This window comes from Leisingera sp. SS27, from assembly GCF_028368855.1.
GTDB lineage: Bacteria > Pseudomonadota > Alphaproteobacteria > Rhodobacterales > Rhodobacteraceae > Leisingera.
The window spans coordinates 1-19,207 of record NZ_JAQNCY010000011.1; the positions used below are offsets into that span (position 1 = coordinate 1).

Annotated in this window: 13 protein-coding genes and 1 pseudogene; 8 read left to right on the top strand and 6 right to left on the bottom strand. The window is 59.6% G+C overall.

Annotated features, from left to right (window positions below; all coding sequences use genetic code 11):
- From N6L27_RS18420 to N6L27_RS18435, 4 genes and pseudogenes are all read left to right on the top strand, one after another.
- Window positions 1-262 (top strand): integrase core domain-containing protein (locus N6L27_RS18420; protein ID WP_271908821.1); only part of this gene is annotated, 262 nt, incomplete at its 5' end.
- Window positions 263-1,303: 1,041 nt separating this feature from the next.
- A pseudogene (locus N6L27_RS18425) lies at window positions 1,304-2,483 on the top strand (IS3 family transposase); the annotation flags it as partial.
- 235 nt (window positions 2,484-2,718) lie between these two features.
- Complete coding sequence (locus N6L27_RS18430; protein WP_271908822.1) at window positions 2,719-3,306, top strand: GNAT family N-acetyltransferase; 588 nt, start codon at window positions 2,719-2,721, stop codon at window positions 3,304-3,306.
- Window positions 3,307-3,390: 84 nt separating this feature from the next.
- Window positions 3,391-5,160: an adenylate/guanylate cyclase domain-containing protein gene (locus N6L27_RS18435; protein ID WP_271908823.1), complete on the top strand. Its 1,770-nt coding sequence runs from the start codon at window positions 3,391-3,393 to the stop codon at window positions 5,158-5,160.
- Window positions 5,161-5,225: 65 nt separating this feature from the next.
- Here the strand turns inward: N6L27_RS18435 and N6L27_RS18440 are convergent, their stop codons facing one another.
- The 5 genes from N6L27_RS18440 to torT all read right to left on the bottom strand — a co-directional run bounded on the left by N6L27_RS18440 (window position 5,226) and on the right by torT (window position 11,320).
- Entirely contained in the window at window positions 5,226-6,086 is an 861-nt protein-coding gene (locus N6L27_RS18440; RefSeq protein WP_271908824.1) for a hypothetical protein, read from the bottom strand.
- A 147-nt stretch (window positions 6,087-6,233) separates the two neighbouring features.
- Complete coding sequence (locus N6L27_RS18445; protein ID WP_271908825.1) at window positions 6,234-7,532, bottom strand: hypothetical protein; 1,299 nt, start codon at window positions 7,530-7,532, stop codon at window positions 6,234-6,236.
- A 24-nt stretch (window positions 7,533-7,556) separates the two neighbouring features.
- Window positions 7,557-8,918, bottom strand: a complete 1,362-nt coding sequence (locus tag N6L27_RS18450; RefSeq protein WP_271908826.1) for a TfuA-like protein — start codon at window positions 8,916-8,918, stop codon at window positions 7,557-7,559.
- Window positions 8,915-10,189, bottom strand: coding sequence for a YcaO-like family protein (locus N6L27_RS18455; protein WP_271908827.1), 1,275 nt, complete (start codon window positions 10,187-10,189; stop codon window positions 8,915-8,917). Before N6L27_RS18455 ends, N6L27_RS18450 begins: the two co-directional genes overlap by 4 nt.
- Before the next feature lie 78 nt (window positions 10,190-10,267).
- Window positions 10,268-11,320, bottom strand: a complete 1,053-nt coding sequence (gene torT, locus N6L27_RS18460) for a TMAO reductase system periplasmic protein TorT (RefSeq protein ID WP_271908828.1) — start codon at window positions 11,318-11,320, stop codon at window positions 10,268-10,270.
- A gap of 94 nt (window positions 11,321-11,414) precedes the next feature.
- Between torT and torS the strand changes: the two genes are divergently transcribed.
- Window positions 11,415-14,345 carry a TMAO reductase system sensor histidine kinase/response regulator TorS gene (gene torS, locus N6L27_RS18465; RefSeq protein WP_271908829.1) on the top strand — a complete coding sequence of 977 codons (2,931 nt, stop codon included), beginning with the start codon at window positions 11,415-11,417 and terminating at the stop codon, window positions 14,343-14,345.
- On the opposite strand, the gene N6L27_RS18470 is transcribed toward torS, so the two are convergent.
- Window positions 14,318-15,010: a response regulator gene (locus tag N6L27_RS18470; RefSeq protein ID WP_271908830.1), complete on the bottom strand. Its 693-nt coding sequence runs from the start codon at window positions 15,008-15,010 to the stop codon at window positions 14,318-14,320. The two genes, torS and N6L27_RS18470, sit on opposite strands and share 28 nt — an antisense overlap.
- A 183-nt stretch (window positions 15,011-15,193) precedes the next feature.
- On the opposite strand from N6L27_RS18470, the gene N6L27_RS18475 reads away from it, so the two are divergent.
- The 3 genes from N6L27_RS18475 (at window position 15,194) to N6L27_RS18485 (ending at window position 19,203) form a co-directional block, all read left to right on the top strand.
- Window positions 15,194-16,141: an ABC transporter substrate-binding protein gene (locus N6L27_RS18475; protein WP_271908831.1), complete on the top strand. Its 948-nt coding sequence runs from the start codon at window positions 15,194-15,196 to the stop codon at window positions 16,139-16,141.
- A gap of 69 nt (window positions 16,142-16,210) precedes the next feature.
- Window positions 16,211-17,242 (top strand): quaternary amine ABC transporter ATP-binding protein, encoded by a 1,032-nt coding sequence (locus N6L27_RS18480; protein WP_271908832.1) that lies wholly within the window; start codon window positions 16,211-16,213, stop codon window positions 17,240-17,242.
- Window positions 17,239-19,203: an ABC transporter permease gene (locus N6L27_RS18485; RefSeq protein WP_271908833.1), complete on the top strand. Its 1,965-nt coding sequence runs from the start codon at window positions 17,239-17,241 to the stop codon at window positions 19,201-19,203. The genes N6L27_RS18480 and N6L27_RS18485 overlap by 4 nt, the downstream gene beginning before the upstream one ends.
- Window positions 19,204-19,207 lie beyond the last annotated feature (4 nt).

A 19,207-nucleotide genomic window follows, 5' to 3' on the forward strand; every position in this document is an offset into this window, starting at 1 on the left:
CGCCTTTTTCGAGTCATTCAACGGCAGCCTGCGCGACGAACTGCTGAACGAGGAGATAATTGACACCCTGGACGATGTCCGCCGGAAGCTGGCGCTCTGGCGTTACGATTACAACACCGTCAGTCCGCACTCATGGCTCGGGAACAAAACGCCGGCCGAAGCGCGCCGGACGCTTAAGCAATTTGAGGGCTCCGCGCCCGGCGCGCTTGCCAAGCCCGAAACCGACGACTATCAAAATCAAACCCGCAGACTCTCGTCATGAACGAGGGACCAGCGGGGGGCAGGTCAAAGGCTGTATGGGCAAATTCGGGCCGCTCGCATCTGCGAGCTGTCTGTTTCTCAGGGTACTACTTGGACAGCCGCATTTCACACCGCTGAGCAGCATTGACAATAGTGCAGTCGCCGTGACGATTGCGCTGCGTACGCGGCGAGAAACTACAATGGCTCCCTTGGGCTCAAGCTCGATTTTGCTGCGCGCAGCGTGAAAATCTGCTTCAGTCGAAGGAAAACCTTTGAGTCGCAAAAGGAAAGATTAGTGTGAGCATGGGTCTTTCAACTGACCTAAAATCAACACTTTAGCTGACACATAGTTTGCCATTTGCGACAGAACCTTTCCTTTTTCGTGTCTCCAACATCCCCGCTCGCGCCTCCTGTTCCGCCAGTGGCGAAGCCTTCCCTGATTTTCATTTCGGAAGACCTCGTGTCTTCCGGAGGGCAAAGCAGGGTGGGCGCAGCCCGTCGATGCCCTGCCACGACTATTGGGATATGCAATCCGCGCGCGCCGCGCGGATTTCTACGGTCTCTTTCAGAGGGCCCAGTTGACCCGGCAAAACAGCCAAGTCCTGCTCCTGCAAAAGGGATCGTTCCTTAACAACGGTCCCGTTTATCAAGGGTCAGAATGCACCCAGCATAAGCCATAACCGCTTCATGAGGCAACTTACAGGTCGCGGGACAAAGCGACCTTTCACTGCGGCTGCGCAAATGACTGCTTGTCCGTGTTGATCACTCAAAGCTCTATCAAGAAATGGCGACGCCACGCTGAATGGTGTTCAAATGCAGTGTGATGCGACCAAGCAAGCATCACGTAAGATCTTGTACCCGACAAGAGCGTGGGATTTTTGCTGTCAGCCAGCAATTGTGGTAAGGAACACCGTATTGTGGTCGTGCTCTCAGAGGCGCTCCCTCTGACATCTTCGACTGCAGTTGCGAGGCCCATGTCTTGAACTTTGGGATGGTTTTGACGTGCTCCCCTGAAATGTCCGCGTTTTGAAGTTAGCCTGTTCTCCACACGAGGAGCCAGACAATGCGGAAAAGCCGGTTCAGCGACGAGCAGATCCTTGGCATCTTGAAGGAGCACCAGGCCGGGATAGGTACCAAGGAACTGTGCCGCAAGCACGGTATCAGCGATGGCACCTTCTACAAATGGCGCTCGAAGTATGGCGGTATGGAAGTGTCCGAGGCCAAGAGGCTGAAGGCCCTGGAGGCCGAGAACGTCAAGTTGAAGAAGATGCTTGCGGAGCACATGCCCGACGTCGCCGCACTCATGGAAATGCTGGGAATGGAAGCAGGCGAACGCCATGCGTTCGAGTGAGCCTGCGGACCCTTCTGAAGCCCGGTGCTCGGAAACGTGCCGTGGACTGGGCCATGACAGAGAAGAACTATAACCAGCGGCGGGCGTGTGCCTTGGGCGGGCTTGATCCGGGTGTCTATCGGCGAAGGTCAAGCAGGCCGGAGGACCAGGGGCTGCGTCAGCGGTTGAAAGAGTTGTCCGGAGAACGCAGGCGGTTGGGTTATCGGCGCCTGCATATTCTGCTGAACCGGGAGGGCTGGCAAGTGAACTGGAAGAAACTCTACCGGATCTACCGCGAAGAGGGCCTGACGGTGCGCAAGCGCGGCGGGCGAAAACGCGCCATTGGCACCCGTGCGCCGACGGCAATCCCGCAAGGCCCGAACCAAAGATGGTCGCTGGACTTCGTGTCCGGCAGCCTGTCAGACGGGCGCCGTTTCCGGGTCTGTGCGTCATTGACGACTTCAGCCGGGAGTGCCTGGCCTGCGTGGTCGACACGTCTCTTTCCGGGCAATGCGTGGCGCGTGAACTGGACAACATCGCCCGGCTGCGCGGCTCCTCCTGCATGGTGGTCAGCGAGCGAGCTTTGTCCGCCATTGGTCCGAGGACAATGGCGAGCGGAACGGAACGGACGTCGAACGCCATCCTGAAATGGCAAGAGGCCCGCAAGGTCGAGTGGCACTACATTGCCCCTGGCAAGCCAATGCAAAACGGCTTCGTGGAAAGCTTCAATGGCCGACTGCGTGACGAGTGCCTGAACGAGCACCTGTTTGCCACTTTGCGCCAAGCCCGAGACCTGATCGCGGCTTGGCACGAGGATTACAATCACCACCGCCCGCATTCGAGCCTCGACGGGCTCACCCCGCGGGAGTATCACCAAAGGTCAGTAGAGGACCAAACCCTGAACAGAGCTAGCTTCAAAACGCGGACATTTCAGGGGAGCACGTCACCCCGCAAGAGTGATCACCTCAAACAATGCTGCAGTGACCGCCCCCAACCGGAAAAGAATGTGGTATTGTCGGACTGGGACTCATCTTCCGGGTGCAAGGGCGCTCATTTGGAACCTAAAACAATGGAAGGGAAGGTAAATGCCGCAGCGGCAGTCACCATCTTTCTGGCTCCGGCCGCTGGAGAAAGGCGACTTTGCCTCCATGGCCGTCTGGTTTCAGAACGTCGCCGATCTGGCGCGCTTTGACCGCTCCGTCCGGGCACCCTTCAATTCAGAAGGCATGGAAACCTCATGGGGGCAGGCTGCAGAGGCTGCCAAGGAACCCGGCAGACACTGGTTTGCCATCACAGCAGAAACAGGCGAGCTTTGCGGAATTACAGGACTGGAAAGCGTATCCTCTGTTAACCGCGATGCTGTCATCGCATTGTTCATTGAGGAAAGCCGGCGCCGGCAAGGTATCGGTATTCGTTCCATGGCGCTGGTTCTGGACTTTGCGTTCCGGCAGATCGGGCTAAATCGCGTTACATCCTACTACCGGGCCGACAACCTGCGCAGCCAGCAGATGACATCACGGGCCGGGTTTGCAGCTGAAGGCACCATGCGGGAAGCCTGGTTCGCAGACGGCCGGTTTTACGACATGATCTGCGTAGGGCTGTTGCGCGGCGAATGGAACACCCGCCGCGCGGCCCTTGCGCGGGAGCTCGACGCCGCCTGCACAGCCCGGTTCCGCGGATCAGGAAGCTCCGGCTGGGCCTGGCCGCCAGGCCCGTTGGACCCGCCAGACGGCTAAGCAGTTTCGCTCTGCCTGGCATCACACAGCACCGGATCCGGCAAACTGCCGGTTTCAGCCATTCTCACGAGGGGAGGACAGCTTGTGAGCGGCCAAGACAAGGAGAACCATGTCCGGCGTCAGCTTGGCGCGGTGCTGTTTGCGGATGTGGTCGGTTATGCCCGGCTGATGGGTAATGACGAGATCGATACGTACAGCGCGCTGAAGTCCCTTCTGGAGCAGCTGGAAGCCGCTTGCCAGCTGCATGACGGGCAGGTTGTTGCGGTCCGGGGAGATGGCGTCCTGGCTTTGTTCGAAACTGCCACTGATGCGGTCAAATTCGGGGTCGAACTGCACCGGATCGCAGACCAGAACAACCGCAGCCGGGCTGAGGATCAGCAACTGCGGTTCCGGGCAGGTGTCCACATGGGTGAAATCCTGGTCGACGACCGCGGCATTCATGGCGACAACGTCAATATTGCCGCCCGGCTTCAGGAAATCGCCGAGCCGGGCCGCGTCTATGTCAGCGCTTCTGTGTATGAGCAAATCCGCAACCGGCTTCGCTTCGGTTTCGAATTTCTGGGTCCGCGGCGGCTCAAGAATATTGCGGAACCGGTCCCGGCTTATTGTGTCCGCAGCGAGATCGAGGGAGCGGCAATGGCGGCCACGCTGCGCCCGGCAAACCACCCTGTGCAGCCGCAGCAGCCGGACATTCCCTCGGTTGCTGTGCTGCCGTTTACAAACCTCGGCGGAGATCCAAGTGACAACTGGTTTGCTGATGGCCTGACAGAAGACATCATCCTGAACCTGTCCAAGTTCAAGAACCTCTTTGTCATAGCTCGCAATTCCGCCTTCTTCTTCAAGGCGCGGTCAATGCCGCCTCAGGATGCCGCACGCGAGCTTGGCGTGCGCTATGTCGCACGGGGCAGCGTCCGGCGGGCGGCCTCCCGGATCCGCATTGCGATTGAGCTGATTGACGCGGATTCCGGCCGTACCATTTGGGGGGAGCGGTACGACCGGGAAATAGACGACATTTTTGCCATACAGGATGAGGTCACTGACGCTGTTGTTGCAGCCACTGCGGTTCTGATCGAAGCACAGGAGCGCAAACGGATGTCGCAAGCTGCGCCTGCCGACCTTGCCGCCTATGGTTATGTTCTGCGCGGACAGCAGTACATCTTCCGTTATACACGGCAGGACAATCACGAAGCGCAAGCACTGTACGAACGCGCCCTCGCCCGGGACCAGGACTATGCCCGGGCCTCGGCAGCAATTTCCCGCACGATGAACATCGACTGGCGGTATTCCTGGGCCAAGGATTCGGACCACGCGCTGGATACGGCCCTCGGTTTTGCGCAAAGAGCTGTGGAGTTGGATCCGACTGACGCCCGCGGATTCGGCGAACTGGGATTTGTGCATCTCTACCGCAAGGAGCACGATGCTGCGATTGGCGCCTATCAGCGCGCCCTGTCTCTCAACCCGAATGACGCCGACCTGCTGTCCGATTACGCGGATGCGCTGGCCCATTCAGGCGACAATGAAACCGCTATCAGCAACCTGAAACAAGCGATGCGGCTGAACCCCTACTTCCCGGATCAGTATCTTTGGCACCTGGGCGGCGCCTACTATAATCTGAAGGAATATGATGCCGTGATCGACACGCTGACCAAGATGAACAACCCGACCGAGGGCCAGCGTATGCTGGCCGCAAGCTATGCCCAACTCGGCAAGATGGAACTGGCGCGGGACATGGCAGCCCGGCATCGCGAGGCGCATCCGAATTTTTCACTGGACCGCTGGACCCAAGTGCAGCCCGACCGTCTGGAGGAAGACACCCAGCATTTTGTCGAAGGGCTTAAGAAAGCGGGGTTCTGAAACGGGTTGCGGCGCGCCCGTTTCTGCCGCGCCGCCGTACTTCCACTAGTTTGGCAGCAGCCGGTTCAGTCGCCAGACCCGCGCGCCTTTGCCCCGCTGACCTTGGCGCCGCTCACCTTGGCACCGCTGACCTTCGCGCCGCTGACTTTGGCACCGCTTACCTTTGCGCCGCTTACCTTGGCACCGCTGATATCGGGACCGCTGCCGAAGTAAACATCCAGCAGCACCTGTTCCAGCATGCCTGTCATCACATCCATACGGATTGAATAGTCCGCCTTATCGTATTCCCAGACCTTGATATCGTTAGAAATTTGATACTCGGCAGAGGCGACCCCCGTTATTGAAGGGTCTAAAGGCGCGCGAGCGCCCTGATCATCGGGTTTGTCTTTCTCTGTCGCGCTCTTGCCCTCGCCATGCACCAAGAACAAGGTAGGCTCCGGCAGCTCAAAGTAGGTACCCTCATAGGCAAAACCGTATATCCGGGCGAATTTGGCATGCAGGCTGAGTTGCGCATCCAATAGATTGTTTCCGCCGCGCCCGCGCAACCCGGCTTGCTTGTAGAGCTGTTTTGTAGAGTCCTTGGTATGAGTTTGGGTCCAGACGGTATCCCCGAACTCAACACCTTCCAGAACGGCAACCCTTCCTCCCAAGGGGATCTTCGGTTGTGGGACCAGTTTCAATGTGTTGCTGGCACCCGAGGTGACTTTATAGATGCCATTCTCATTGGCATTGTTTCGACGCACCAGAACCAGATCGTTCTCGGCAATCTCAACCCCGTCCAGCTCGGTGTCGGTATTGTTGAGGTTCACCTTCTCGACGGTCGCGACGCGAACCGTTTCCTTGATATCGGATCTAACGATCTGAAGGTCATTCAGGAGGCGTCCAAATAACAGCACTTCGGAAAAACTCAGTAAAGACTCGGCCACCGCACATACTCCCGTGGCTATTGAAACTACACAAGAAGGTCTTTTTGCAGCGGGTCCAGCAGCAAACTGCAACTGCGGGCTTCCACAAAACTCTCCCTCAGGATGAAAGTACCACAAAACGGATAAATTTTATAGCCAATACACAGGTTAATCGTCTGGCACCCGTGTCCGCACGGAATGCGCATGACTGTCCTCGCCGGCTTCACCCAGACGCGGCCCGGCCTGAACCAGGCCGATCCCGCGCATCCGAAAATTGCCTTCGATGATTGAATGAAATGCTCCTCCGGTCGATTTCTGGTCAACCATCAGCAGCGCCTGCTCCACCGCTGCATACGTCAGGGTCTCTGCATCCAGCATGCTCCATGCCGCAGCCAGATAGGAGCCGAGAATGTCCCGGGCTTCCAATAGGGCCAGGCGGAACCCTTCCGGATCAGCAGCATAGCGGGCATCGAACAACGCTTGCATGACCTCTCCATAATAGGGGCTGTCCTCTAGCTGGTCTGACAGGTCCTCCATTTCCGGGGTAATCAGCCCGTGCACAAGAAGCCGTTCGTGAAAGATATCTACAAGAATATCAAACATCGCCCCGGTCAGGGGTTCAGACAGGGCGTGCTCGCTGCTCCAGCCGCATACGAAATCATCCAACAGCCGGGTGTTCGCAGCCATCCGGATTTGCGCGTTGCCGGCAAGTTCTGCAAAACGGTTCAGCTGGTTGAAAGTGTAAAGATTGCCTCTGGTGTTCTCCAGCAGACCCTCAACCACAGATCCGAAATGCAGGGAAGCGATCAGCGCGACCATATCCGCCGCGGATTCATGAAACCCGTAATATTCACCGGGAACATCTTCCGAAACCGGCATCCCTGCGATGCTGTAAATAATGGCGTGGCCGATCTCATGGGCAACGACATCAAAGTTAAGGCTGTAGGCGCGGTATTCTCCGCCGTGTTCACTGGTGCCGCCGGTTTCCAGAAACCCCCAGCCGATATGCGCATTGTCCAGGCTTGGAAGCAGAGATAGCTCGAGCCGGTCGTAGTCGCGGGCAAAATGCCAGGCAATCTCATGGCCGAAATAGGCTTCCCAGACATCGAGGGTGAAATGCGCCGCAGCAAACAGATGCGCCGCTTCGAACCTGGGATCAGACGGCTCTATGTGGAGGAAATGCCCGTCATGATCTGGCTCCGGCTGTGCTTGCAGCTCTCCATGCCATGGCGGCAGATACATGCCCGGACCAGCAGGTCCTTGCACAATCGCACCATAAGGTATCGTCTTGCCCAGGGCATTGACCGTGTACATTCGAGGTCCCGACGGGCCTGGGCCGATCGAACCCGGCGGCGCGGATATTTCGATCATTTCCAGCACCGGGTTTTCAGTCCGGAACGGCGATTGCGGAAACAGAAGAAACCTCGTTCCTGGTGCTTCCTCCACCGCCCAAAAGGGGTCGTCCATAGAGCCTCCAATCCTGCGGAGGTTTCACCCGTCTTGCCCTGCCTCACCCCTGCTTTCCGGCGCAGTTCGTGCTTCTAACTCTAGATGATACATGAATTCCTGCCGGATCAGCTCAAAGAATTCTTCAGCTCCAATTCCAATACTTGCCGCGTATGCCTCCAAATCCTCTGGAATTTCCCGATGGAGGCAGCTCTCGAAATACCAGGCAGCCGCTTGCCACCGCTCTGCCTGCTGCATGGAAACATCCGGCTTCAACAGTTCAGCGGCTTGTTCCTGCTTGGCATCTGCCCGCAGTTTCAGTCCGGCATAGGCGCCTGCCAATCGGAGCTCCGACAGCATGCTGGGTTCCAAGCCGCCCAAACCGCTGGCCGCCTCAGCGGCTTGGGCTGCCTGGGCCAGTTCCGCCTCGTATTGCGCGGCAGTTATCCCATTGGCCTGCAGCCACGCCTGCAGATCCCTGCTGCGGTACAGGCTGTGCATCTGCCGGTGGCTGTTCAACTGCGCCAAAAGGGCTTCCCGCCCCGGCTGAATTCCCGACCTGCGCGCCTCTTGCAACGCCAGGAGGCGCAGCGCTGCCCTGTTCCGGAACACAGCATAGCGCTCCGGCTCCAGCCGCAATTCATCCAGTACCCTGCTGTCTGCCTCCTGCAAGCTGCGCTCTTGCACCTCAGCCCTGCGTACCAAATCCTGCCAGGCAAGTGTCTGTTCCATCCTTTCGCAGGTTTGGACAGCCGCCGGTGCCCCTGAGTTGAGAAACTCAGACATTCGTTCCAGCATCTCCCTCGCGTCATTGCGTTTGGCATCCACCGCACCTGTCTTCAACCAGGCCGCAAACCGGTCGCGCCAGGGCGACATTGGAAGATCCGCCAAAATCAGTTTCCAGGTCCGCTGCTGATAAAACCGGGTCTTGGCGGCCTGCAGGACGGCCGCCGCCTGCTCCGTGTCCAGAATCGAGCTGGCCGCCGCGCGTTCCACCGTCGCCCGGATCGAGACCATTGGCTCGCTCAGCGGCGCATAACCCAGCTCAGCAGGGCTGTGAAGGACGGCAACTTCGTCATCGTCGATGATCACGCCTGAAGCATAGTCCTGATAAATCCTGCCAATGCCAATCATACCAAAGGACGACAGCTCTGCCGCCCGCAAGGCCCCCATGCTGGCGCTGCCGAACACGGGAATGCCCTGTTCCATTGCCCACAGGATCTCCTTGTGCCAGACCGAGGGAACCCCTTCAAAATAGCCGTCAATCAGCCCGATTGCTTCGGCACCCTGGCGCGCTGCATTGTAAATATCCCCCTGACCGGCAGGGGGCAGCACGATCGCACCCGGCAGCAGAGCTTGCGTCTCCTCCTCCCCGATCGTCGGTCCGGCGAACACCACAGCAGTCACTGGCCTGCCTCCGCCGCCCGCAGTGCCCGCGCGCCGGCAATGAAATCAGGATCATCGTGCGGCGCTTCCAATCCGGGGATCACGGCGCGCACCACGTGCACTCCCAACCCGGGACGTGACAGGTCTACAGTCAGCACCTGCGTTATGCCGGCTGCTTCCAGTCTGTTCAGCAGCCAGCACTGATCCTCTTCGAAAGAAGGTGAGGAAAAAGTCGGGCAATCCTGAAACCGGGCTGCGGCCTCGCATTGCAAAAGCAGACGGCGAACGTACTGGGTGCGTTCAACGGCCGACGCAGGCGTGAATTCCGCCGGATCCAGATCGTCGCGCGCTCCGGAAATATAGGTCAACCGGGTCTGTGCCGCCTCCGTCAGCGCTCTCAGCAGGGCAATGGCCCGGTCCGGATGACAGCCGCTGCCAATACCGATATGGCCAGTCCGGCACCCTGCTTCGCAAATCATGCAATGAAACGCAGGCACGCCGGTGTCAGAAGTGATATTCCAGATACCGGCGTCAAGACCCGCCGCGGCAAAGCGGTCCAGCGCGTCTTGGCAGCGTGTGTCATCAATCGTGCCCGGATCAATACGCGGTCCCGGCGCCGCATGGTGCCAGAGGGTGATCGCATCGCGCTCAATCAGCTCGCAAACCGCATGGCAGGAAGCCTCTGCCAGGCTGTTGCCCGACGCCAGCCCGTTTGTGGTGCGCGGGAACGCTCCCTGCCCGCCGCCGGGAGGACCGGTATAGTCGGTATCCACCATTTCATAAGGCATCCAGTACCCGGTGTCAGTTGCCAAGTCGGTGCCTTCAATCCACAACGTCCGCCGTTGCGGGTCAAAGCCGGCGCCGGTCACACGCGGCAGCCGCGCCACATCCGCAACCAGTGCCTCCTTCTGCAAGTCGTGAAAGCTGGAGGATCGCAGCGGCAGGTTAATCCGCTCTGCATGCCAGGCCTCAATCGCCTCCATTACGCCGGAGGCCTGGGCCGCCTCCAGTGTGAGCCCCTTACCAAGCGACACGGCAACTGACCGGGAGTTTGGCCGCGTGACCATCACCGTGGGCAGGCCAACTCTGTCCAGCCCGGTCAGATTGGCAATCCTTGTAATCCCCATTTCCGCCAGATGCGGACGCACCCTGTACAGCGTCTGCGCAGGATCACACAGCCGGTGGGTGTCGTGCAGATAGCCTTTTTTCTGCGCCTCGGGCATATGGCAGGCCTCACTGTCATGACAGCCGCAAAACGTATGCCGCAGTCCATTGCGGCGGCTGGCAGCCATAGCCGCAGGATGGCCCGCTGCAGGCCAGCGGTCAACAACGGGGCAGTCAGGCCTTGCACTGCCCTGACGCCCTTGCTCTTACTGATGCGGCTGAAAATCGAATACAGGCACGAAACTTGCGGGTGCCAGCGTCTGGTCCAGCAAGTTCTCGGACACTGTGCTGCGGTCGAAAATCCTAATGGCAGGCCCAGCGTGTTTGAAACGCAAACTGCCTTCAATTGCACGCACTGCCATTTCAACCGCCAGCCGTCCCTGGAGAACGGGAAAGTCTGTTGGAGCAGCAATGATGCGGTCACGAAGAACCCCGCGGTAAACCGCGTGGGTCATGTAATCTGACACAACCTGAACCTGTCCCTGCATGCCGCGGGCGCGCAGCACCGATACTGCCGCTTCCGCAGCAGGCGCGGAACCGGCAATGTAGTCGAGGTCGGGAACCGCATCCAGCGCCTCCTCGACCAGCCGCACCTGGATTTCGCGTCCGGTATCGCCATATTTCGTAACCGCGATCTTGGCTGAACTGCCAGCAAGCGCGGCGCGGAAACCCTCCTCGACAAAGGCCACCCAGCCCGCCTTGGCCGGTCCAGGAAACCAGGCGACCTTGACTTCAGTTGCCCCCTTTGGATGGCGCGCGGCGATCAGCCTGCCTGCCTCGGCCCCCATTTCCGTCCAGGACACCCCCACCTTGGCCGTGATCCCGGCATCGGCAATGTCATTGACCGCGGCAACCACCGGAACAGAAGCCGCAATCTGCTCTACCGTGCTGGTAAGACCTGCGAAGGATACGGTGCCAAGGATCAGCGCATCGGCACCATCGGCGACACAAGCCTCTGTCTGCTGAATTTGCCGCCTGAGGTTGGGATAACCGCCTGCTTCGACCAGCTTGAAAGACACGCCCAGCCGGGCGGCTTCTGCCACCATCCCATAGTTAACGCTCAGCCAATAGGCATCTTTCAAGTGCGGATAGGCAATGCACAGGCGCCATTCCTGCGCCGCCCGTTCGAGCGGCGTATAGTCGACTGCCTCTAACCCGCTGCCGTAGTCAAAAGCTGTCCGCGGCACCTGCAGCCGCCAGCCGTCCGCAACAGCTGCCGTGCTGAAACACGAGAAAAGCAATAGAAAAAATGCGCGCATGAGGTCCCCTTCTCCGAGGGCGGAGGATAGGCAGCGGGACGGAAAAGGGAAATTCAAATTTGCGAAATCCGCAAATGCAGGCGAAAGTTCCCGAATGTTAGGAAAGCTCGGCCTCGGCGGAAAATTGAGCCTCGCATTCATCGTCATTGCGGGGCTGCCGACTCTTGCCGGCATTCTTGGGCTGGTCGAATTGCGTGTGCTTGCACGCCGCCAGGCAGAAGTGATCAGCCAAACCATCCCCGCCATCGCGGAGGTGCGTGGCATCGCAGAGGAAAGCACCCGGATCATAGCCATTGCCCCGGAACTGGCCGGTGTGGCGACCCAGGCGGAACGGGCAAACCGGGCACAGTTTCTTTCCGGTCAGATCGCAGCGCTCACCCGGCGGCTGGATGCACTGGAGCGTGGCGGCATAGCCGGATCCAGCCGGCTGCGGGAGACCGTTACAGATGCTGCAAGGGCGCTGGCGCTGCTAGATGAGCTGGTAGAAACCCGCATCGCGCTGCACAGCGGGCTCAAACAGCTGACCACCCGTAATCTGACCGCGGCGAACAACCTGCTGAGTATGGCCGACACTCTGGTTGCCAATGCCGAGATGGGAACAACTGCCGTCATTTCGAGCCTGTACGGACCGGGCACCTCTCCGGTGGAAGAGCAGGCGCGAACCGATATGCTTGACAAACTGATTGAGGTGGATCTTTTCCAGCTTGGCCTGATGTTCGAGCTGAGGTCGCAAACCGCTGAGATCGGACTTCTGATCAACCGAATTGAAGAAGCAGGCAACGAAGCCGAACTGGAGGAGATCGAGAGCGCACTGGCGAGCCGCCTGAATATCGTTTCGCGCCGGATAAAGGCAATTCGCGATCCCGGCCGCCGCCAGCAGGCAGAAGGCTATGCCGCCCAGCTGCAAACCGTGACGGACGGCAACGCCGGCCTTTTCGGCCTGCGTGTCCGCATCCTGACCACTGAAACCCGCATCAACACACTGAAGCAGGAGTTACAGAACACAGCGCTGCGGCTCGGAGATGAGGCCTCGACCGTCGCCGATCAGGCACAGGCGCGGGCGATCAGCTCAGGAAATGCTGCCGCAGCCGATGTTCAGCGGGCACAGCTTCGCAACGGGTTTGCCGCCATCACCGGGTTCCTGCTGTCACTGGCTGTTCTTTGGTTCTATGTGCGCGGCAGCATCACACGCCGCCTCAACCAGCTGGCAGGTACCATGGCGGCGCTTATGCGCGGCCAGCTGGATCATCCCGTCCGCCCCCGCGGACAGGACGAGATCGCCCGTATGGAAGCCGCAGTGGAAGTGTTCCGCCAGCAGGCTCTCGACAAGCAGGAACTTGAAAAGGTCCGCGACCGCAACGAACAGGAGCTCAGGGAACACCGCAACAACTTGCAATCTCTTGTCGACGATCAGACGGAACGGCTGCGGGAAGAAGTTGAGGCTCACGACGAGGCCCGTCAAAAGGCAGAAGCTGCCGATCAGGCCAAATCTGAATTCCTGGCGATGATGAGCCACGAAATCCGCACACCGATGAACGGTGTGCTGGGCATGCTCCGCAGCCTCTCTGACGAAGGCCTGCCGCCCCGGCAAATGGAACGCCTGCGCGCTGCACTGGTGTCGGGTCAGAACTTGCTGAAGATCCTGAACGATATTCTGGACTATTCCAAAATCGAAAGCGGTGCGCTGGTCCGGGAAGACGTCACGTTTTCACTGCGCGGCCTTGTGGACGACATCATTGTCCTGCTGCGCCCGGGCGCGGACAGCAAAGGGATCCATCTGTGGCTGGATGTGCCAGAAGACCTCCCCGGAGTAGTGAAGGGAGACGCCGCCAAGCTGCGGCAGATCCTCTTCAACCTGCTGTCGAACGCACTGAAATTCACCGACACAGGCGAAGTCATTCTGCGGGTTCGCACAAATGGCGACTTGGGCGGACAGCACTGGATCACTTTTGAAGTCAGCGATACCGGCAAAGGCATTTCTCAGGATGCCAAGGCGCGCATCTTCGAGGCATTCGAACAAGAGGATACGGAAACCGCCCGCAAGTTCGGCGGCACGGGACTGGGTCTGGCGATCAGCAGGCATTTCGCACAGGCAATCGGCGCCCGCCTGTCCCTGGAAAGCACTAAGAACGTCGGCTCTGTCTTCACCCTGGCAGTGGAACTGGCGCCCGGAGACCCTGCAGACCTGATGCCGGAAGACCCGCCAGCTCCGGTCAAACCGACTGGTAGCCCGCTGTCGGTTCTTGTGGTGGAAGACAATGAGATCAATCAGATGGTTGCACAGGGCTACTTGGAACGCATGGGGCACAGCTGCCAATGCGTAGCAAGCGCGGAGGCAGCGCTGGCGCTCCTCCCGGAGGCCCGCTTCGACCTGATACTGATGGATGTCAACTTGCCTGGCATCAGCGGCACAGAGGCCACCCGCCGCTTGCGTGCGCTGCCGGACCCGCGGCTGTCTCGGCTGCCGGTCATCGGCATCTCTGCGCATGTGCAGGAAGAGCAGATCGAAACCCACTTACAGGCCGGGATGAATGGTTTCGTGGCCAAACCGGTCTCACCAGAACGCCTTGCCAAGGCGCTGCAAAGCGTCACACTGGGCCACGATGGCGCGGTTTATTTGTCAGCCCGCCAATCCTCTCCCGAGCAGGACAGGAGGTCCAGCCTGTTGCGGCAAATGCAGGAGAATATTCAGGATCTGGGCGCAGAGCGGGCCTTTGAAATCGCCGCCCTTTTTCAGCAGGAACTTCCCAAGAGCGTTGAGAAAATGGACGCCAGCCATGCGGCGCAGGACCTCACCCGGCTGGCGGAGGAAGCCCATCGCGCGAAGGGCGCCGCCAGCAGTTTCGGTCAGCATGACCTGGCCGGCCTGCTGGCAAATCTGGAGGAGGCCGCCGCCAATGGCAGCGGGGCTGCCGCCGCAGAGTGTATGCGCGAGGTTAACGCGCTGGCGCCGCAGGTGCTGGAGGCTCTCTCCAGCGTGTTGCGCGATTACAGCCGTCAACCCAAGGGGGCGGTGAACACATAGCCTTCACCGTGCACGGTGGTGATAATCCGGGGATTGGCAGGTTCCTCTTCCAGCTTGCTGCGCAGGCGCCGGATCAGCACATCCACTGTCCGCGGGTTTGCCCCGTACTGCCGGTGAGTGACCCGGCTCATCAGCGCGTCGCGTGTGGCGACCTCACCCGCCCGGCTGATCAGCATATCCAGCACTTCAAATTCGGCGCGGGTCAGCGGCACGCTTTCACCCTCAACGGTTTGCAGGTGCCGCGCAGCGATGTCGAACCGGAAATTTCCAAAGTTGTAAACCCGGCGCGCCAGGCGCCGCGCCTCCTGCGTGCGGCGCAGCAGGTTCTTCAGCCTGGCCAGAAGTTCACGCCGGTTGAACGGCTTGCAGACATAGTCATCCGCACCAAGCTCCAAACCGACGATTCTGTCGACTTCGTCATCGCGGCCGGTCACGAGAATGATTCCCATGTCGGATTTGGCTCTCTGTTCCCGGGTAATCTGCAGCCCGTCTTTGCCGGGCAGATTGATGTCGACCAAAAGCAGATCGACATCCCGTGTCTGCAGGACCCGTTCCGCCTCTTCGGCGGTTTCGGCCTGCGAAACCGCATAGCCTTGCGCATCCAGATAGCTGGCAAGAGTGCTCCGGGTGACCGGCTCGTCCTCAATGATCAGAATATGCGCCATGCAGCTCCAGCACTCCAACTTTCCCTTCAGTTAACAAATTTTAACAAAGCTGACCAGCCTGTTCATCCGCGCGGGCTGACCTGTTCACATCTGCTGCTTAGCTTCCGTCTCCGAAAGCCCGGCTTTCAAACAGTAGAGGGTTCCGGCCGATAGAACCGGAACTGCGAAAACAGGGAGAGAAAAATGAAGTTCCGGAAACATCTTATGGCCAGTGCCGCCGCAATGGCGATGGCAGCTCCGATGGCAATGGCAGAAGATTCCTCTGACCCCATCATCATTCCTATCCATAATTGGTCCAGCCAGATCGTGATGAGCCATGTTGTCGGGCAGATTTTCGAGTCCATGGGCAACAGCGTCGAGTATGTTTCCACGGACAGTCAGGCCGTCTATGAATCGGTCCGCTTGGGGGATGTAACGCTGGAGCTTGAGGTCTGGGAGGGCGCTTTTGGCAAGTCCTTCAACGAGGCACTGGCTAAAGGCGGCCTGCATGACGCGGGCGACCACAACGCCGTGACCCGCGAGGACTGGTGGTATCCGGCCTGGACCAAAGAAGCCTGCCCCGGTCTGCCAAGCTGGGAAGCGCTGAACGAGTGCGCTGCCGCATTTGCCACCCCGGAAACCGGCGATAAGGGCCGCTTTCTGGGCGGACCGGTCGACTGGCTCAAGCATGATGCCGAGCGTGTCGAGGCGTTGAACATGAATTTCACCGTGGTGAACGCGGGTTCCGCATCGGCGCTCTGGGCGGAAGTGGCCGCGGCGGAAAAAACCAAAAAACCGGTGGTGATCTTCAACTGGACCCCGAACTTTGCAGAGGCCGTCTGGCCGGGAGAATTTGTCGAATTTCCGAAATGGGAAGAGGGCTGCGACAAAGATCCGGCGGTCGGACCAAATCCGGATGCCACCTATGACTGCGGCAACCCGGCAAACGGCTACCTCAAGAAGGCCGCATGGGACGGCATGAAGGACAAGTGGCCCGCGGCCTATGAAACGCTGACCCAGATCAGCTTTACCAATCCGCAGATCGCCGAGATGGCCAAGCTGGTCGACATTGACGAGTTGGAGCCGGAGGACGCTGCAGCCGAATGGCTGGAGAAGAATGAAGACCTCTGGAAACCCTGGACCGGCTCCTGAATCCAGCAATGACGTCAATCAGCCGGGGCGGCCTGCTGCCCCGGTTTCCCTGCTATAGAAAGTTAAGCCATGACCGCAGCCGCCCCTGTCATTTCCTGCAAAAACGTCTGGAAGCTGTTTGGCGCCAATCCGGAACAGTATCTGAAGTCTCTGACCGGCAACCCGGGTTTTGATGAGATCCGCCAGGCGGGTTATATCGCCGCCGTTCGGGATGTGTCGCTGGACATTGCCAAGGGGGAAATGCTTGTGATCATGGGCCTGTCCGGCTCTGGCAAGTCGACCTTTGTGCGCTGTCTTTCGCGGCTGATCGATATCACTGGCGGCGAGGTCACGGTCGAAGGCCAGAACATCGGCGAAATGTCCGAAAAAGAGCTGATTGACCTGCGCCGCAACAAGATGGGCATGGTGTTCCAAAGCTTCGGCCTGTTGCCGCACCGCACCGTGCTGGACAATGTGGCCTTCCCGCTGGAAATGCGCGGACAGGACCGCCACGAACGCCGCGCCAGGGCACTGGAGGTGATTGAGCTGGTCGGTCTGTCCGGACGTGAGGACTATTTCCCGCGCGAGCTCTCGGGCGGACAGCAGCAGCGCGTCGGCATCGCCCGCAGCCTGGCGATCGAGCCCGATATCTGGTTCCTGGACGAACCCTTTTCCGCGCTGGATCCGCTGATCCGCCGCGAGATGCAGGACGAGTTCCTGCGCCTGCAGGAAATGCTGGGCAAAACCATCGTCTTCATCACTCATGACTTCGACGAGGCCCTGCGTCTTGCCGACCGTATCGCCATTATGAAGGACGGCGTGGTGGAGCAATGCGACACACCTGACCAGATTGTGCTGAACCCTGCCACCGAATATGTCGCCAAATTCACAGAGGAGATCGAGAAATCCCGCGTGGTCCACGCCGGCGTGCTGGCGCGTGAGGTCAACGGTCACAACCTGACAGGCGTTCCCGTCGGCGACAAGCAGACCATTGCCGAACTTGCCCGGCTGCTGGTCAATGACAGCCGTGATTTCCTGCCTGTGGCCAGCAATAGCGGCACTTTGGTTGGCGCATTGAGCCGCCAGGAAGCACTCGATGTGCTGCTGGGAGCAGGGTCATGACAGACCAGACGATGACTCTTGCGGGCAAGCCTCAGACCTGGACGCGGGCCCGGACAGGCTGGACGATTTTCATCGCAGCCTGCCTTCTGGCCATTGGCAATTCGGTTTTGCCTGCCGGACTGGTGCGGCCGCCAGAGTGGCTGATCCTTCCCTTCGCTGACTGGATCAATGCACTCTTTGTTTTTGTCCGCGACGATCTGGGCCTTCTCTACCTGACCCGTGCCTTTGCCGACGGCGTCGAATGGCTGCTCGATGTGACTGCCAATCTGCTGTACGGCAAGAACCGGTGGCCCCGCATCGGCCCTATCCCCTGGACCGTGATCGCCAGCATCGGCTTTGTCATCGGCTATGCCTTGCAGGGATGGCGGCTGTCGCTTCTGACCGGCGGCACCTTTGTCTGGATCGCCATCATGGGCCAGTGGAAATGGGCGATGGAGACCCTTTCCGTGATCGTCGTTGCCGCGCCGTTCTCAATCCTGTTCGGCCTTGTGATGGGCATTCTCGCCTGGCGCTCCAAGGCCTTTGAAAGGATCCTGAACCCGGTCCTCAACATTGCGCAAAGCCTGCCGCATTTTGCCTATATGATTCCGGTCGTCGTCTTTATCGGCGTCGGTCCCAAGGCAGGGGCCATCGTCACCATCATCTTCTCGGTGCCGCCGATGATCCGCATGTCGCTCTTGGGTCTGCGCAAGGTCCCGCATGAGGTGATCGAAAGCGGCCACATGTGCGGCTCCACCCGCTGGCAACTGCTGCGCTACGTTCGCATCCCAACAGCCCGGACCGAGATCCTGGTTGGTGTGAACCAGGTGATCATGCAATGCCTTGCCATGGTGGTTCTGGCCAGCTTCATCGGTATGCCGGGCCTCGGCCAGAAACTGCTGCAGCTGCTGCAGGCGCTGAAAATCGGCCGGTCGGTCGAAATCGGCATCACCATCGTGCTGCTGGCCGTCATGCTGGACCGCTGCACCAAGGCCTGGGCCACCAAGCAGCCTGAGCACTTCGAGAAGGGCACCTCCTTTGCCGTTCGCAACAAGTTCCTGCTGATCGGTGCTGGCCTGTCCCTGGCGTGCCTCGTGCTGGCGCAGTTCGTTCCCTTGATGGACCAGATCGGCCGCCGGGACGCCTTCACGATCTCCAAGCCGATTGATGCGGTTGCGGACTGGTTCATTGTATTGATCGACCCTGTCACTCAATGGCTGCGGTGGTTTCTGATCACTTGGGTACTGATCCCGATCCGTGATGCATTTTTGTGGATGCCCTATGCCGCCATTTTAGCATTGCTCGCGGCGGCCGGCTGGGCCATCGGGGGCCTGCGCTCGGCACTGGTATGCTTGGGCTTCTTTGGCCTCATTGCCATGTCCGGCTGGTGGGACCGCGCAATGATCACCGTCTACACCGTAGTAGTGGCGGTATCCATCGCATCGTTGATGGGCTTCCCGCTGGGGATCTGGGGATCCTTCAACGAGAAGCGCGCAAGCCTCGCGCTGCTGATCTGCGACACTCTCCAGACCTTCCCCAGCTTCATCTACCTGATCCCGGTTGTCATGCTGTTCGGTGTCAATGATGTGGCCGTGGTCGGCGCGGTGGTTCTGTTCGCGGCGGTACCGCTGGTTCGCTACACCATTGAAGGGCTGCGGCAAGTACCGGAAACCCTGATTGAGGCTGCCGACATGTCCGGCGCCACAAGGATGCAGACACTGTGGAAGGTGCGGCTGCCGATGGCGCTGCCGACCATCATGGTCGGGGTCAACCAGTCGGTGATGTTCTCGCTGTTCATGGTGATCATCGCGGCATTCATCGGCACCCAGGACCTCGGCCAGGAAATGCAGCGGGCACTGTCTTCCACAGATGTGGGCAAGGGGCTGGTGCTGGGTCTTGCCGTCGCCTTCATGGGACTGATGGTAGACCACCTTGTAAGCACTTGGGCGCGGTCCAAGAAAGAAGCGCTGGGCCTGGAGTAAAATC